We start from the raw sequence: 15,031 nt of genomic DNA on the forward strand, positions 1-15,031 counted from the left end.
GCCCGGCATAAACCGGGCGTTTTGTATTGACTTGATTAGCGAGCGCGGTAAGTGATGCGCCCTTTGCTCAAGTCATAGGGCGTCAGCTCGACGCGCACTTTGTCGCCGGTAAGAATACGAATGTAATTCTTGCGCATCTTGCCGGAAATATGCGCGGTTACGACGTGCCCATTTTCCAACTCCACACGAAACATGGTGTTGGGCAGGGTGTCGACGACAGTGCCTTCCATTTCGAAGCTGTCTTCTTTCGACATGCAGTAAAGCCCTCGGTGTCCAATGAATGGCCCGGTGCAACTGCGCCAGGCAAAAGCGGCGTGCATTGTGCCCGAAAAATGGGGTTTAAGCCAAGGGGTTTACGGCTTGCTCTAGTTCAGGATGACCCAGCGCTGATTAATCAGCAGTTCGATAGGGCGATATTGAGTCTTGTAACTCATCTTTTTGCAGTTTTTGATCCAATAGCCCAGATAGACGGCTTCCAGCCCCAGACGCTGAGCCTCGGCAATTTGCCAGAGAATCGCGTAACGCCCCAGGCTGCGGCGTTCTTCAGCGGGCTCGTAGAAGGTGTAGACCGCCGACAGACCGTTCGGCAGCAAGTCGGTGACGGCCACCGCCACCAGTCGTCCTTCGAGGCGGAATTCGTAGAACCGGGAAAACGGCAGGTCACGTACCAGGAACGTCGCAAACTGATCGCGACTCGGCGGGTACATATCGCCATCGGCGTGACGCTGTTCGATATAGCGCTGATAAAGGTCGAAATACTCTTCGCTGAATTGCGGCCTGGCAGGGCGCACTTGCAGGTCGACGTTGCGTTTGAAGATGCGTTTCTGCTGGCGGTTGGGCGAAAATTGCGCCACAGGGATGCGCGCCGGTACGCATGCATTGCAATTCTGGCAATGAGGCCGGTAAAGATGATCGCCGCTACGACGGAAACCCATTTCAGACAGGTCTGCATAGACATGCACATCCATGGGCTGACTAGGGTCGAGGAACAAGGTCGTGGCCTGCTCCTCGGGCAGATAACTGCAAGAGTGGGGCTGAGTGGCATAGAACTTCAAACGCGCCAACTCGGTCATGATCAACCCTCGGGATAAGCTTTGAATTAAGTGTAAGCCACGCGCGCAAAAGTCGCTCAGCAAACCCAGGTTGCGCGGCTGGGTTGGTCCAGATGCTGCGCAAGGTAGTCGGCAAACTCGCTGCGAGGAATCGCTCGGGCGCCGAGGCTGTGCAGATGATCGGTAGGCATCTGGCAGTCGATCAGCACAAAGCCTGAGTCTTTCAGATGTCGGACGAGTGTGGCAAAGCCATATTTCGAGGCGTTGTCGGCGCGGCTGAACATGGATTCGCCGAAAAACAGCTGACCCATCGCCAGGCCATAGAGGCCACCGACCAGTTCGCCCTGGTCCCAGACTTCCACCGAATGGGCGTAGCCACGCCTGTGCAGCTCGAGGTAGGCGTTCTGCATGGCTTCGGTGATCCAGGTGCCGTCGGCGTAATCCCGAGGCGCGGCGCAAGCGCGGATGACCGCGGCAAAATCCTGATCAAAGGTCACTTGATAGCGTTGCTGGCGCAGCAGTTTGTTCAGGCTGCGCGAGACATGCAGTTCGTCGGGAAACAGTACGGTGCGCGGATCCGGCGACCACCAGAGAATCGGCTGGCCTTCCGAGAACCACGGAAAACAGCCGTGGCGATAGGCCTGAATCAGACGATCGGCGGACAGATCCCCGCCCGCGGCCAACAGCCCGTTGGGATCGCGCATGGCTTTTTCCAGGGGCGGGAAGGTCAGGGTATTGCGTTGTAACCAAGTCAGCATGGCATCCGGGCTTGCAGAAGGGGAGGGCAGTGGTGGGCGGGTAGGCCCACCGTGAAGTGTGCCGTCAAACGACTGGAATGTCGTCGAGATACTTCTCGGCGTCCAGCGCGGCCATGCAACCGGCCCCGGCAGACGTGACGGCCTGGCGGTAAACGTGATCGGCCACGTCACCGGCGGCAAACACACCGGGGATTTCGGTGCTGGTAGCGTCGCCTTCGCTGCCGCCCTTGACCAGCAGGTAGCCGTCACGCATTTTCAGCTGGCCCTCGAACAGGTCGGTATTGGGCTTGTGGCCGATGGCGATGAACACGCCAGCCAGCGCCAATTCACGGGTTTCGCCCGTGTGGCTGTCCCGCAGGCGGGCACCGGTCACGCCGCTGGCATCGCCCAGCACTTCGTCGAGGTTCTGGTTCCAGTGCAGGCGGATATTGCCTTTGGCGGCTTTTTCGAAGAGCTTGTCCTGAAGAATCTTCTCCGAGCGCAACTTTTCGCGCCGGTGAATCAGGTGAACTTCCTTGGCGATGTTCGACAGGTACAGCGCCTCTTCAACTGCCGTGTTGCCGCCGCCCACGACCGCGACCACCTGATTGCGGTAGAAGAAACCGTCGCACGTCGCGCAAGCCGAAACCCCTCTGCCAGCGAACGTCTCTTCCGATGGCAGTCCCAGGTATTGCGCCGAGGCGCCGGTGGCGATAATCAGCGCGTCACAGGTGTAAGTGCCGCCGTCTCCGATAAGTTCGAACGGGCGCTGCTGCAACTTGGAAGTGTGGATGTGGTCGTAAACGATCTCTGTATGAAAGCGCTCGGCGTGTTTTTGCATGCGTTCCATCAGCACCGGGCCGGTGAGGCCTTCGACATCACCGGGCCAGTTGTCGACTTCGACGGTGGTGGTGAGCTGGCCACCTGCCTGTATACCGGTAATGACAACGGGATTGAGGTTGGCGCGGGCGGCATAAACGGCTGCGCTGTAACCGGCAGGGCCGGAACCCAGAATGATCAGGCGGGAATGCTTCGCTTCGCTCATAAAAACACCTCATAAGCCTTTGTCACAAAAGAGAATGCATGCTCAAATTGAACCGCGAGTAATGTGCTGTTGGCTATGCTACACCTTGGGTTTCAAGCATGGCATCGGACGAACAAACCCGTACAATGCCTGCCTGTTACAGTGCTTGTAATAAAATAAGCGGTACGCGCCGTGTTTATAAAAACCGGAGCGTAGTGTTAAAAGTAGTCCCAGTTACGCCTGTTCACTTTTTTACCTGCCTGGATTGGGCAGTTTTTTATAGTCATTCAACAGATGGACGCGCCATGGGCGCAGGAAAAGAAGCGTTTTGAAGAAATCCACCGCAGCACCAAAAACAGTCGTTCCGCTCTGGCGCCAGCAATTGCACTACCGGCTCAAGGAAGGTGCATTGATCGCCATCGGCGGCTTGTGCCTGTTCCTGATGATGGCCTTGTTGACCTATGGCAAGGACGATCCGGGCTGGAGCCATAACAGCAAGATCGACGATGTGCAGAACTTCGGCGGACCGGTCGGCTCCTACAGCGCCGATATCCTGTTCATGGTGTTGGGTTACTTCGCCTACATCTTCCCGCTGTTGCTGGCGATCAAGGCTTATCAAATCTTCCGCCAACGCCACGAGCAGTGGGAGTGGAGCGGCTGGCTGTTCTCCTGGCGACTGATTGGCCTGGTGTTTCTGGTGCTCTCGGGCGCGGCCCTGGCCCATATCCATTTCCACGCCGCGACTGGTCTGCCGGCCGGCGCTGGCGGCGCTTTGGGCGAAAGCCTCGGTGATCTGGCCCGGAACGCCCTGAATATTCAGGGCAGTACGCTGTTGTTCATCGCGCTGTTCCTGTTCGGCCTGACGGTGTTCACCGACCTGTCGTGGTTCAGGGTGATGGACCTCACCGGCAAGATCACCCTCGACCTGTTCGAATTGTTCCAGGGCGCAGCCAATCGCTGGTGGGCCGCCCGTGTCGAGCGCAAACAATTGGTTGCGCAGTTGCGTGAAGTCGATGATCGCGTCCATGACGTGGTGGCGCCGACCGTCACCGACAAACGCGAGCAGGCCAAGGTCAAGGAACGCTTGATCGAGCGTGAACAAGCCCTGAGCAAGCACATGTCCGACCGCGAGAAGCAGGTGCCGCCGGTGATTGCCCCAGCGCCGCCCAAGCCATCGGCGCCCAGCAAGCGCGTTGAAAAAGAGAAACAGGCGCCGTTGTTCGTCGACAGCGCCGTCGAAGGCACCTTGCCGCCGATTTCGATTCTCGACCCGGCAGAAAAGAAACAACTCAATTACTCGCCTGAATCCCTGGCTGCGGTCGGCCACTTGCTGGAAATCAAGCTCAAGGAATTCGGCGTCGAAGTCTCGGTGGATTCGATTCACCCGGGCCCGGTGATTACCCGTTACGAAATCCAGCCAGCGGCCGGCGTCAAGGTCAGCAGAATCTCCAATCTGGCGAAAGACCTGGCACGTTCCCTGGCCGTGACCAGCGTGCGTGTGGTGGAAGTGATTCCGGGCAAGACCACCGTCGGTATCGAGATTCCTAACGAAGATCGCCAGATCGTGCGCTTCTCCGAAGTGCTGTCGACCCCTGAGTACGATAACTTCAAGTCGCCGGTCACTTTGGCCCTGGGTCACGACATTGGTGGCAAGCCGGTCATCACCGACCTGGCGAAAATGCCTCACTTGCTGGTAGCCGGTACGACCGGTTCCGGTAAGTCGGTGGGTGTGAACGCGATGATCCTGTCGATCCTGTTCAAGTCCGGCCCGGAAGACGCCAAGCTGATCATGATCGACCCGAAAATGCTTGAGCTTTCGATCTACGAAGGCATTCCGCACCTGTTGTGCCCGGTCGTGACCGACATGAAGGACGCCGCCAACGCCCTGCGCTGGAGCGTGGCGGAGATGGAGCGTCGCTACAAACTGATGGCGAAAATGGGCGTGCGAAACCTTTCCGGCTTCAATGCCAAGGTCAAGGAAGCCCAGGACGCCGGTACACCGTTGGCCGACCCTCTGTACAAGCGCGAAAGCATTCACGACGAAGCGCCGCTGCTGACCAAGCTGCCGACCATCGTCGTGGTGGTGGACGAATTCGCCGACATGATGATGATCGTCGGCAAGAAGGTTGAAGAACTGATCGCCCGTATCGCCCAGAAGGCGCGTGCTGCCGGTATCCACTTGATCCTTGCGACCCAGCGTCCGTCGGTTGACGTGATCACCGGTCTGATCAAGGCCAACATTCCGACGCGAATGGCGTTCCAGGTGTCGAGCAAGATCGACTCCCGGACCATCATCGACCAGGGCGGCGCCGAACAACTGCTGGGCCACGGTGACATGCTCTACATGCCGCCGGGCACCAGTCTGCCGATTCGTGTCCACGGTGCCTTCGTGTCCGATGACGAGGTTCACCGGGTGGTTGAAGCCTGGAAACTGCGCGGCGCGCCGGAGTACAACGACGAGATTCTCGCCGGTGTCGAAGAGCCGGGTAGTGGCTTTGACGGCGGCAGCGGTGGCGACGAAGACAGTGAATCCGACGCGCTCTACGACGAAGCGGTGCAGTTCGTACTGGAAAGCCGTCGAGCGTCCATCTCAGCGGTTCAGCGCAAGCTGAAAATCGGCTACAACCGCGCCGCGCGCATGATCGAAGCCATGGAAATGGCCGGGGTCGTGACGTCCATGAACACCAACGGTTCGCGTGAAGTCCTGGCTCCGGGCCCGGTACGCGACTGAATTGATTGAAACGCGGTGGCGTAATGACGCGCCATCGCACCCCCACGAATGTTATGAGGACTCCCATGCGTCTTATCCGCATGCTGTTGCTGCCGGTTTTGGCTTTGACCACGCTCTCGGCCCACGCCGATGACAAGGACGTGGCGCGTCTGACCCAACTGCTGGAAAAATCCCAGACCCTGACCGCACGTTTCTCCCAGCTGACCCTCGATGGCAGCGGCACCCAGTTGCAGGAAACCGCGGGTGAAATGTCCTTGCAGCGTCCTGGCTTGTTTTACTGGCACACCAATGCGCCGGCCGAACAAACCATGGTCTCTGACGGCAAGAAGGTGACGTTGTGGGATCCGGACCTGGAGCAGGCCACCATCAAGAACCTCGATCAGCGTCTGACTCAGACTCCGGCGTTGCTGCTGTCCGGTGACGTGTCCAAGATCAGCCAGAGCTTCGACATCAGCGCCAAGGAAGCCGGTGGCGTGATCGACTTCACCTTGAAGCCGAAAACCAAGGACACCCTGTTCGACAGCCTGCGCCTGTCGTTCCGTAACGGTTTGGTCAATGACATGCAGATGATCGACAGCGTCGGCCAGCGCACCAACATCCTGTTCACCGGCGTGAAAGCCAACGAGCCGATCCCGGCGTCCAAGTTCAAGTTCGACATCCCCAAGGGTGCCGATGTGATCCAGGAATAAATCAGAGGTTTCAAACGCACGTGATGGACCTGTTTCGCAGTGCCCCGATTGCTCAGCCCTTGGCCGCCCGTTTGCGTGCGGCCAATCTGGACGAGTACGTCGGTCAGGAACACGTGCTCGCTCGCGGCAAGCCTTTGCGCGAAGCCCTGGAGCAGGGTGCCCTGCACTCGATGATTTTCTGGGGCCCGCCGGGTGTGGGCAAGACCACACTGGCGCGGCTGCTGGCGGAAGTCTCGGATGCGCACTTCGAAACGGTTTCGGCGGTGCTGGCCGGGGTGAAGGAAATCCGTCAGGCGGTGGAAATCGCCAAGCAGCAGGCCGGGCAGTACGGCAAGCGGACCATCCTGTTCGTTGATGAAGTGCATCGCTTCAACAAGTCCCAGCAGGATGCGTTCCTGCCATACGTCGAAGATGGCACGCTGATTTTCATCGGCGCAACCACTGAAAATCCCTCGTTTGAACTCAACAACGCGTTGCTCTCCCGAGCCCGCGTCTACGTGCTCAAAAGCCTCGATGAAGCGGCCCTGCGCAAACTGGTGCATCGCGCGCTGACTGAAGAGCGTGGCTTGGGCAAGCGGCAACTGACCCTTAGCGATGAAGGTTTCCAGATGCTGCTGTCGGCCGCCGATGGCGATGGCCGGCGTCTGCTCAACCTGCTGGAAAACGCCTCGGACCTCGCCGAAGACAACAGCGAGATCGGCGTCGATCTGCTGCAAAGCCTGCTCGGTGATACCCGCCGACGTTTCGACAAGGGCGGCGAAGCGTTTTACGACCAGATTTCCGCGCTGCATAAATCGGTGCGTGGTTCCAACCCTGATGGCGCGTTGTACTGGTTCGCCCGAATGATCGACGGCGGTTGCGATCCGCTGTACCTGGCCCGGCGCGTGGTGCGCATGGCCAGCGAAGACATCGGCAACGCCGACCCCCGCGCTCTGAGCCTGTGCCTGGCCGCGTGGGAAGTGCAGGAGCGCCTCGGCAGCCCCGAAGGCGAATTAGCGGTGGCCCAGGCCATCACCTATCTGGCCTGCGCGCCGAAAAGCAACGCGGTGTACATGGGTTTCAAAGCCGCCATGCGCAGCGCCACCGAACACGGTTCGCTGGAAGTGCCGCTGCACCTGCGCAACGCGCCGACCAAATTGATGAAGCAACTGGGTTATGGCGACGAATACCGTTACGCCCACGATGAGCCGGACGCTTACGCCGCTGGCGAAGACTATTTCCCGGAGGAACTCGAGCCACAACCGTTCTATCAGCCGGTGCCGCGTGGCCTGGAGCTGAAGATCGGCGAGAAGCTCAATCACCTCGCGCAACTTGATCGCCTCAGCCCCCGGCAGCGGAGAAAATAGTGATCCCTTTGATTGTTGCCGTTTCTGTGGGTGGTATCGCCGGAACGCTTTTACGCTTTGCCACGGGGAACTGGATCAACGCTAATTGGCCGCGGCACTTCTATACCGCGACGCTGGCCGTTAATATCGTCGGCTGTTTGCTGATCGGCGTTCTATACGGTCTGTTTTTAGTACGCCCGGAGGTGCCGATTGAGGTGCGCGCCGGGTTGATGGTCGGCTTCCTCGGGGGGCTGACGACTTTTTCATCTTTTTCACTGGATACGGTGCGTCTGCTGGAAACCGGGCAAATGCCGCTGGCTATTGTCTATGCTGCCATCAGCGTATTCGGCGGGCTGCTCGCTACCTGGGCTGGCCTGTCCTTGACCAAACTTTGATAACGAGAGACCGACATGCTCGATTCCAAACTGTTACGTAGTAACCTTCAGGACGTAGCGGACCGCCTGGCATCCCGTGGCTACACGCTGGATGTTGCGCGCATCGAAGCGCTGGAAGAACAGCGCAAGACCGTCCAGACCCGCACCGAAGCACTGCAGGCAGACCGTAATGCGCGCTCCAAATCCATCGGCCAGGCCAAGCAGCGCGGCGAAGACATCGCACCGCTGATGGCCGACGTCGAGCGCATGGCGAGCGAGTTGAGTGACGGTAAAGTCGAGCTGGACGGGATTCAGACCGATCTGGATTCGATTCTGCTCGGTATCCCGAACCTGCCGCACGAGTCCGTGCCGATCGGTGATGACGAAGACGGCAACGTTGAAGTGCGCCGCTGGGGCACCCCGACGGCTTTCGATTTCCCGATCCAGGACCACGTCGCCCTGGGTGAGAAGTTCGGCTGGCTGGACTTCGAAACCGCCGCCAAGCTGTCCGGCGCCCGTTTCGCCCTGTTGCGCGGCCCGATCGCTCGTATGCACCGTGCCCTGGCGCAGTTCATGATCAACCTGCACACCAGCGAACACGGTTACGAAGAGGCCTACACGCCTTATCTGGTTCAAGCGCCGGCGCTGCAAGGCACGGGTCAGCTGCCGAAGTTCGAAGAAGACCTGTTCAAGATCACTCGCGAAGGCGAAGCCGATCTGTATCTGATTCCCACCGCCGAAGTGTCGCTGACCAACATCGTCGCTGGCGAAATCGTCGATTCGAAACTGCTGCCGATCAAGTTCGTCGCCCACACCCCATGCTTCCGCAGTGAGGCTGGTGCCTCGGGTCGCGATACGCGCGGCATGATCCGTCAGCACCAGTTCGACAAGGTTGAAATGGTCCAGATCGTTGAGCCGTCGACCTCGATGGAAGCGCTGGAAGGCCTGACTGCCAACGCTGAAAAAGTCCTGCAATTGCTCGAGCTGCCATATCGCACCATTGCGCTGTGCACTGGCGACATGGGCTTCAGCGCGGTCAAGACCTACGACCTGGAAGTGTGGATCCCGAGCCAGGACAAATACCGCGAGATTTCGTCGTGCTCCAACTGCGGTGATTTCCAGGCCCGCCGCATGCAAGCGCGTTTCCGTAACCCGGAAACCGGCAAGCCTGAACTGGTTCACACCTTGAACGGTTCTGGCCTGGCGGTCGGTCGTACCCTGGTGGCGGTGTTGGAAAACTACCAGCAAGCCGACGGTTCGATCCGTGTGCCAGACGTGCTGAAACCGTACATGGGTGGCCTTGAGGTCATCGGCTAAATGGACTATCTGCCGCTGTTCCATAACCTTCGCGGCAGTCGTGTCTTGGTCGTCGGCGGGGGGGAGATTGCCTTGCGTAAATCCCGCCTGCTGGCCGAAGCCGGTGCGCTGCTGCGGGTGGTCGCACCTGAAATCGAACCGCAACTGCGCGAACTGGTTGCCGGCAGCGGTGGCGAGTGTTTGGTCCGAGGCTACGTTGAGTCGGACCTGGACGGTTGCGGGCTGATCATTGCCGCCACCGACGACGAACCGCTGAACGCGCAAGTCTCCGCCGATGCCCATCGGCGTTGCGTGCCGGTCAATGTGGTGGACGCGCCGGCCTTGTGCAGCGTGATCTTCCCGGCAATCGTCGACCGTTCTCCTTTGATCATTGCGGTCTCCAGCGGCGGCGATGCGCCGGTGCTGGCACGGTTGATCCGCGCCAAACTGGAAACCTGGATTCCTTCCACCTACGGTCAACTGGCCGGCCTGGCAGCGCGGTTCCGCAGTCAGGTCAAACGCCTGTTTCCGGATGTGCAGCAGCGTCGGGCGTTCTGGGAAGATGTGTTCCAGGGCCCGATTGCCGACCGGCAACTGGCCGGGCAGGGCGCCGAAGCCGAGCGCTTGATGCTGGCGAAAATTGCCGGTGAAGCACCGACTGCAACGGGCGAAGTCTATTTGGTGGGCGCCGGCCCGGGTGATCCCGACCTGCTGACCTTCCGTGCCTTGCGTCTGATGCAGCAAGCCGATGTGGTGCTGTATGACCGCTTGGTGGCGCCGGCGATTCTGGATTTGTGCCGTCGCGATGCCGAGCGGATTTACGTCGGCAAGCGTCGCGCCGATCACGCCGTGCCTCAGGATCAGATCAACCAGCAATTGGTGGATTTGGCCAAGCAAGGCAAGCGGGTCGTGCGGTTGAAGGGCGGTGATCCGTTCATCTTCGGTCGCGGCGGTGAAGAGATCGAAGAACTGGCGGCCCATGGCATCCCGTTCCAGGTGGTGCCGGGTATCACCGCGGCCAGCGGTTGCGCGGCGTATGCCGGGATTCCGCTGACTCACCGTGATTACGCGCAGTCTGTGCGTTTTGTCACCGGGCACTTGAAGGACGGTTCCACCGATTTGCCGTGGGCCGACCTGGTCGCGCCGGCGCAAACCCTGGTGTTTTACATGGGGCTGGTGGGCTTGCCGATCATCTGTGAACAGTTGATCAAGCATGGTCGCGCGGCGGATACGCCGGCGGCGTTGATCCAGCAGGGCACCACGGTCAATCAGCGGGTGTTTACCGGCACGTTGGCGGATTTGCCAAGTCTGGTGGCGGAACATGAAGTGCATGCGCCGACGCTGGTGATCGTTGGGGAAGTGGTGCAATTGCGCGAGAAACTGGCGTGGTTTGAAGGTGCTCAGGCGCAAGTCTGAATACCTGGTAACTGATCGTTCCCACGCAGAGCGTGGGAACGATCGTCTGTCAGGCCTTGCGCCAAACCCCTTTCCCGCTCAACCGTTCCCGATCATGCGGCGCTGTGAAGTCCTGCTCCGGCCCTTTAGGCACGATCCCGGTCGGATTAATGGTCTTGTGGCTGCCGTAGTAGTGATTCTTGATGTGCTCAAAATCCACCGTCTCGGCAATCCCCGGCCACTGATAAATCTCCCGCAGCCAGTTCGACAGATTTGGGTAATCGGCGATCCGCCGCAGGTTGCACTTGAAGTGCCCGTAATACACCGCATCAAAGCGAATCAACGTGGTGAACAGCCGAATATCTGCTTCAGTCAGGTACTCCCCCGTCAGGTAGCGATTGGCACCCAACAGCTGTTCCAGCTGATCAAGCTCCTCGAACAACCCATCGAACGCCTCTTCATAAGCCTTCTGCGCCGTGGCAAACCCTGCGCGATACACGCCATTGTTCACCGCCGGATAAATCCGTTCGTTCAGCGCGTCGATCTCGCCCCGCAGCGGCGCCGGGTAAAAATCCAGGTCATTGCCGGTCAAATCATCAAAGGCGCCATTGAACATGCGGATGATCTCCGCTGATTCATTGTTGACGATGCGATTTTGCTGTTTGTCCCAAAGCACCGGCACCGTGACGCGGCCGGTGTAGTCGGCGGTATCGGCGGTGTAGCGCTGGTGCATGAACTTGAAATGATCGAGCTTGTCCCCGGTCGACCCAAGGTTCTGATCGAAGGTCCAGCCGTTTTCCAACATCAACCAACTGACCACCGAGACGTCGATGCGGCTTTCAAGGCCTTTGAGTTTGCGCAGGATCAGTGTGCGGTGAGCCCATGGACAGGCGAGGGACACGTAGAGGTGATAACGACCGGCCTCGGCCGCGAAGCCACCGACACCTGTCGGGCCAGGTTTGCCGTCGGCGGTCAGCCAGTTACGACGCTGCGCTTGTTCACGCTGGAACGTGCCGTCCTTGCCGCTTTCGTACCACTGGTCATGCCAGCGACCTTCAACTAACAAACCCATGTTCAAGACTCCTCAACCAATAAGCGTTGGAGAGGAGTCTATTCGCATAGGTTCGATAAAAAAGCGCAAAGGTTGGGCGCTTATGATCGGTTAAATCGATTTGTCCCGGGCATCCCAGTACTGCTGGGCGGTTTCGAAGGCCTGTTCGCGGGTTTGGCCGAGGCCGCGCAAGGCCAGGGCCATGGTCGAAATCAGCGCCATTTGCGGGTAGCTGTCGACTACGTCGCCACGCCACACGGCTTTCAAATGCTCGGGATCGAGGGTGGCCGGTTTGACGTGGCGTTGTGCCGACAGCTGCGGCCATTCCTCGTCCCAGCTTTCGCCGCCAGTGGTGCCGTATAGGTGACTGTCGGCGTCCGGGTTGATCTCGATTTCGCCGCCGTCGCCTTTCACCACGATCGCGGTATCGCCGAGCAAACCGCTGGCATCGCGATGCACCGCCTGGTAACCGGGATGGAAAATGCTTTGCAGGCCACAGCGAGCACTCAACGGGTTGAGAATCCGCGTCAGGGAATGGATTGGCGAACGCAGGCCCAATGTATTGCGCAGGTCGATCATGCGCTGAAGCTGGGGCGCCCAATCCACCAGCGGCATGAAGGCCAGACCGCCGTTATCGAGCGCTACACGCACTTGCTGCCAGTTGCGGCACAACGGAATCTTCAACTCCTCCAGCAATTGTTCGCTATAGAGCCGACCCGCCGTGTGCGCGCCGCCGCCGTGCATGAAGATCCGCACGCCGTTCTGCGCCAGGCACTTGGCCGCCAGCAGATACCACGGTAGGTGACGCTTCTTGCCGGCATAGGTTGGCCAGTCCAGATCCACATTCAACGTCGGTGCCTGCAAACGTTCACGCAACGCTTCGGTAAAACCCGCCATCTCCTCAGCGCTTTCTTCCTTGTGCCGCAGCAGCATCAGGAATGCGCCGAGCTGGGTGTCTTCGACCTTGTGGTCGAGCACCATGCCCATGGCTTCTCGGGCTTCTTCGCGGGTCAGGTCGCGGGCGCCGCGTTTGCCTTTGCCGAGGATGCGCACGAACTGGGCGAACGGGTGTTCGGCGGGTGTTTCGAGGGTCAGCGCTGGGTAATCGGTCATAAGCAATTCGTCGGTTTGGGCAGGCCCGCCAGTTTCGCGGCGAGTTTGGCAGGGGTGCCTTTGAACAGTCGGTTCAGGTGCAGGCTGTTGCCCTTGTCCGGGCCCAGCTTCAGCGCGGTGTACTTGATCAGCGGACGAGTGGCCGGCGACAACTGGAATTCGGCATAGAAACTGCGCAGCAGTTCGAGGATTTCCCAGTGTTCGGGGCTCAACTCGATGTCTTCGGCGGCGGCCAGGGCGCTGGCCACGTCGGAGGACCAGTCGCTCAGTTCTACCAGGAAACCGTCCTTGTCCAGCTCGATGGCGCGGGCGCCGACCGTCAGGGAGTTCATAGCCAACTGTTGACCTTGTCGTAGTGAATCGACAGCTCGACGAAGGCCGGGTAATCGATGGCCTTGGCCGTGTCAGGAATCTCCAGCGCGCGAGCCTGGGCGTCTTCGGCCAGCACGAACAGTTTCAGATTGCGGGCGTTCAGCGCATTGAAAGGCGCAGTGCCCGGTTGCAAGGCATAGACCGCGTCGCCAGTCAGCAGCAGCGCATCGTCAGTGCCCATCAAGCGCAGGCAACTGGTCAGGCGATCGTCGCCGAACGGGGAATGAGACAACACATGCAAAGTCGACATCAGAGGGTGATCACCTGATCGTAACGGTCAATAAGTGCGGTGATTTCGTGGGCGGCCAGCACTTGAGCTTCTTCCAGCGACAAGCCGGCCGGGTTCAGGCCCCGTTCCGAAACGCTGTCACCACAGACAAACAGCTCGTCGACACCGAACATCGGCAAGGCTTGCAGGTTGGCGCTCAGGTCCTTCTGCTGGAGGGCCTTGGCATCCTGTTTCGCGGCGAGCTGGAACACCCCGTCATCGAGAAACAACAGGCCGATCGGCAGGTCAAAGGCACCGCCGGCGAGCACGATGTCCAGTGCTTCCCGCGCGCTCGGCCCGGACCAGGGCGCCTGACGGCTGATAATCAGCAAGGATTTAGCCATCTCACGCGCCTCCGAAACAGATCAGGCGGTCAGCGTCCTGCACCGCGTCATGCAACTGGCCGAGACCAGACAACTCCCACGGCGCGCCCACCGCAACGGCTTCACGTTGATAACGCCCGGCTTCTTCTTCGTTCAACACGCCACGACGCAGGGCGGCCGCGATACACACGACACCGTCCAGTTGATGCTCGGTGACGAAATTGCGCCATTGCTTGGGCAAGTCCTGCTCATCTTGCGGCGTGACCACGCTGCCGGAGGCGTTGTAGACGCCGTCCTGATAGAAAAACAGCCGGACAATTTCATGCCCACCGGCCAGCGCAGCCTGAGCAAACAATAAGGCGCGGCGCGAGGAGGGCGCATGGGCAGCGGAAAATAGCGCGATGGCAAACTTCATGACGGACTCGATCAGTAAAACTGCGGCCATGATAAAGCTTTATGGCCGGGGCGGCGAAGGGCTTTGCCGCGATGTGGTGTGTCAGGTACTCCCAATTCGATCGTTCCCACGCTCCCGCGTGGGAACGATCAGTCGAGATCAGCGCGGCATGTAACCCAACTGCCAGCGCCGCGGGATTTTCAGCGACAGCAGCCCGACCGCGCCGGCCAGCAGGCCGCTGACAAACAACGCCTTGAGCCCCAGGTGATGTTCCAGTACGGCGCCGAGTACCGCGCCGGCAAACATTCCGGTCCAGGGGATCAGTTGCACGCGCCAACCGTTGCGCCGTTCGCCGAGCATCCAGCGCCCCAGCCCACGGCCGAAGCGCGACAGGGCGCCGGTGACGTAGGTCAGGCCGACCGGCAGGCCGTTCACTTCTTCCACGGCGGCATTGAGCATGCCCATGGCGATGATCGCCGCCAGCAGTGCTGGCAATTGGTCGTCGTAGGGCCAGGCGGCGGCGCCGCAGAGCAGCATGGCGATGCACAGCAGCAAGGGTAGCGCGCGGCGACCGCCGAGGCGGCTGACGACAATTCCCAAGGCGTTGCCGACGATGAAGGTGCCGACGAGGATCACCAGGCGCAAGGTCAGGCCCAGGTCGCCGTCGCTGATGGCGACGGCGAGGCGGGTGGTGTTGCCGCTCATGAACGAGACGAAATCGCCGCTGGCCATGAAGCCGATGGCGTCGGTCATGCCCGCGAGCACCGAGAGGCTGGCCACCAGCGACATGCCGATGCGTCCGCGCCATTTGCGGGTATGCAGATGGCCTGGGCTGGCGCGGTCAGTGGAGAGGGATGGCAACATCAGCGAAGGTCGTCCTCAGGCAG

17 protein-coding genes are annotated in these 15,031 nt (G+C 60.1%); 6 read left to right on the top strand and 11 right to left on the bottom strand.

Annotated elements, in window-relative coordinates:
- Positions 1–35 precede the first annotated feature (35 nt).
- The 4 genes from infA to trxB all read right to left on the bottom strand — a co-directional run bounded on the left by infA (position 36) and on the right by trxB (position 2,834).
- Positions 36–254: a translation initiation factor IF-1 gene (gene infA / locus ACMXYI_RS17260; RefSeq protein ID WP_002553999.1), complete on the bottom strand. Its 219-nt coding sequence runs from the start codon at positions 252–254 to the stop codon at positions 36–38.
- 111 nt (positions 255–365) lie between these two features.
- Entirely contained in the window at positions 366–1,073 is a 708-nt protein-coding gene (locus ACMXYI_RS17265) for an arginyltransferase (protein WP_111448957.1), read from the bottom strand.
- Between the two features lie 56 nt (positions 1,074–1,129).
- The gene (aat, locus tag ACMXYI_RS17270; RefSeq protein ID WP_056743911.1) at positions 1,130–1,810 is read right to left on the bottom strand and encodes a leucyl/phenylalanyl-tRNA--protein transferase; all 681 of its coding nucleotides are present in this window, start codon (positions 1,808–1,810) and stop codon (positions 1,130–1,132) included.
- Between the two features lie 64 nt (positions 1,811–1,874).
- The gene (trxB, locus tag ACMXYI_RS17275) at positions 1,875–2,834 is read right to left on the bottom strand and encodes a thioredoxin-disulfide reductase (RefSeq protein WP_415768256.1); all 960 of its coding nucleotides are present in this window, start codon (positions 2,832–2,834) and stop codon (positions 1,875–1,877) included.
- A gap of 307 nt (positions 2,835–3,141) precedes the next feature.
- Between trxB and ACMXYI_RS17280 the strand changes: the two genes are divergently transcribed.
- From ACMXYI_RS17280 to cysG, 6 genes are all read left to right on the top strand, one after another.
- Positions 3,142–5,544: a DNA translocase FtsK gene (locus tag ACMXYI_RS17280; RefSeq protein WP_415768257.1), complete on the top strand. Its 2,403-nt coding sequence runs from the start codon at positions 3,142–3,144 to the stop codon at positions 5,542–5,544.
- Positions 5,545–5,609: 65 nt separating this feature from the next.
- Entirely contained in the window at positions 5,610–6,233 is a 624-nt protein-coding gene (gene lolA / locus ACMXYI_RS17285) for an outer membrane lipoprotein chaperone LolA (RefSeq protein WP_008154853.1), read from the top strand.
- Between the two features lie 23 nt (positions 6,234–6,256).
- Positions 6,257–7,579: a replication-associated recombination protein A gene (locus tag ACMXYI_RS17290; protein WP_008029505.1), complete on the top strand. Its 1,323-nt coding sequence runs from the start codon at positions 6,257–6,259 to the stop codon at positions 7,577–7,579.
- Positions 7,579–7,953, top strand: a complete 375-nt coding sequence (crcB, locus tag ACMXYI_RS17295) for a fluoride efflux transporter CrcB (protein ID WP_415768258.1) — start codon at positions 7,579–7,581, stop codon at positions 7,951–7,953. The genes ACMXYI_RS17290 and crcB overlap by 1 nt, the downstream gene beginning before the upstream one ends.
- Positions 7,954–7,968: 15 nt before the next feature.
- Positions 7,969–9,249 carry a serine--tRNA ligase gene (gene serS, locus ACMXYI_RS17300; RefSeq protein WP_415768259.1) on the top strand — a complete coding sequence of 427 codons (1,281 nt, stop codon included), beginning with the start codon at positions 7,969–7,971 and terminating at the stop codon, positions 9,247–9,249.
- Positions 9,250–10,644 carry a siroheme synthase CysG gene (gene cysG / locus ACMXYI_RS17305; protein WP_415768261.1) on the top strand — a complete coding sequence of 465 codons (1,395 nt, stop codon included), beginning with the start codon at positions 9,250–9,252 and terminating at the stop codon, positions 10,642–10,644.
- Between the two features lie 49 nt (positions 10,645–10,693).
- Here cysG and ACMXYI_RS17310 read toward each other — a convergent pair whose 3' ends face one another.
- The 7 genes from ACMXYI_RS17310 to ACMXYI_RS17340 all read right to left on the bottom strand — a co-directional run bounded on the left by ACMXYI_RS17310 (position 10,694) and on the right by ACMXYI_RS17340 (position 15,008).
- On the bottom strand, positions 10,694–11,695 hold the full coding sequence (locus ACMXYI_RS17310) for a glutathione S-transferase family protein (RefSeq protein WP_415768262.1): 1,002 nt from the start codon (positions 11,693–11,695) through the stop codon (positions 10,694–10,696).
- A 90-nt stretch (positions 11,696–11,785) separates the two neighbouring features.
- Positions 11,786–12,787, bottom strand: a complete 1,002-nt coding sequence (locus tag ACMXYI_RS17315) for a glycosyl transferase family protein (RefSeq protein WP_415768263.1) — start codon at positions 12,785–12,787, stop codon at positions 11,786–11,788.
- Positions 12,784–13,119 (bottom strand): TusE/DsrC/DsvC family sulfur relay protein, encoded by a 336-nt coding sequence (locus tag ACMXYI_RS17320; protein WP_129436893.1) that lies wholly within the window; start codon positions 13,117–13,119, stop codon positions 12,784–12,786. Before ACMXYI_RS17320 ends, ACMXYI_RS17315 begins: the two co-directional genes overlap by 4 nt.
- Positions 13,116–13,409: a sulfurtransferase complex subunit TusB gene (gene tusB, locus ACMXYI_RS17325; protein ID WP_415768264.1), complete on the bottom strand. Its 294-nt coding sequence runs from the start codon at positions 13,407–13,409 to the stop codon at positions 13,116–13,118. The genes ACMXYI_RS17320 and tusB overlap by 4 nt, the downstream gene beginning before the upstream one ends.
- The gene (tusC, locus tag ACMXYI_RS17330; protein ID WP_415768265.1) at positions 13,409–13,771 is read right to left on the bottom strand and encodes a sulfurtransferase complex subunit TusC; all 363 of its coding nucleotides are present in this window, start codon (positions 13,769–13,771) and stop codon (positions 13,409–13,411) included. The genes tusB and tusC overlap by 1 nt, the downstream gene beginning before the upstream one ends.
- 1 nt (position 13,772) lies before the next feature.
- Positions 13,773–14,165, bottom strand: coding sequence for a sulfurtransferase complex subunit TusD (tusD, locus tag ACMXYI_RS17335; protein WP_008154829.1), 393 nt, complete (start codon positions 14,163–14,165; stop codon positions 13,773–13,775).
- A gap of 138 nt (positions 14,166–14,303) precedes the next feature.
- Positions 14,304–15,008 carry a YoaK family protein gene (locus ACMXYI_RS17340; RefSeq protein WP_415768266.1) on the bottom strand — a complete coding sequence of 235 codons (705 nt, stop codon included), beginning with the start codon at positions 15,006–15,008 and terminating at the stop codon, positions 14,304–14,306.
- Between the last annotated feature and the right edge of the window lie 23 nt (positions 15,009–15,031).

The organism is Pseudomonas lyxosi, from assembly GCF_047758685.1.
Taxonomy (GTDB): domain Bacteria; phylum Pseudomonadota; class Gammaproteobacteria; order Pseudomonadales; family Pseudomonadaceae; genus Aquipseudomonas; species Aquipseudomonas lyxosi.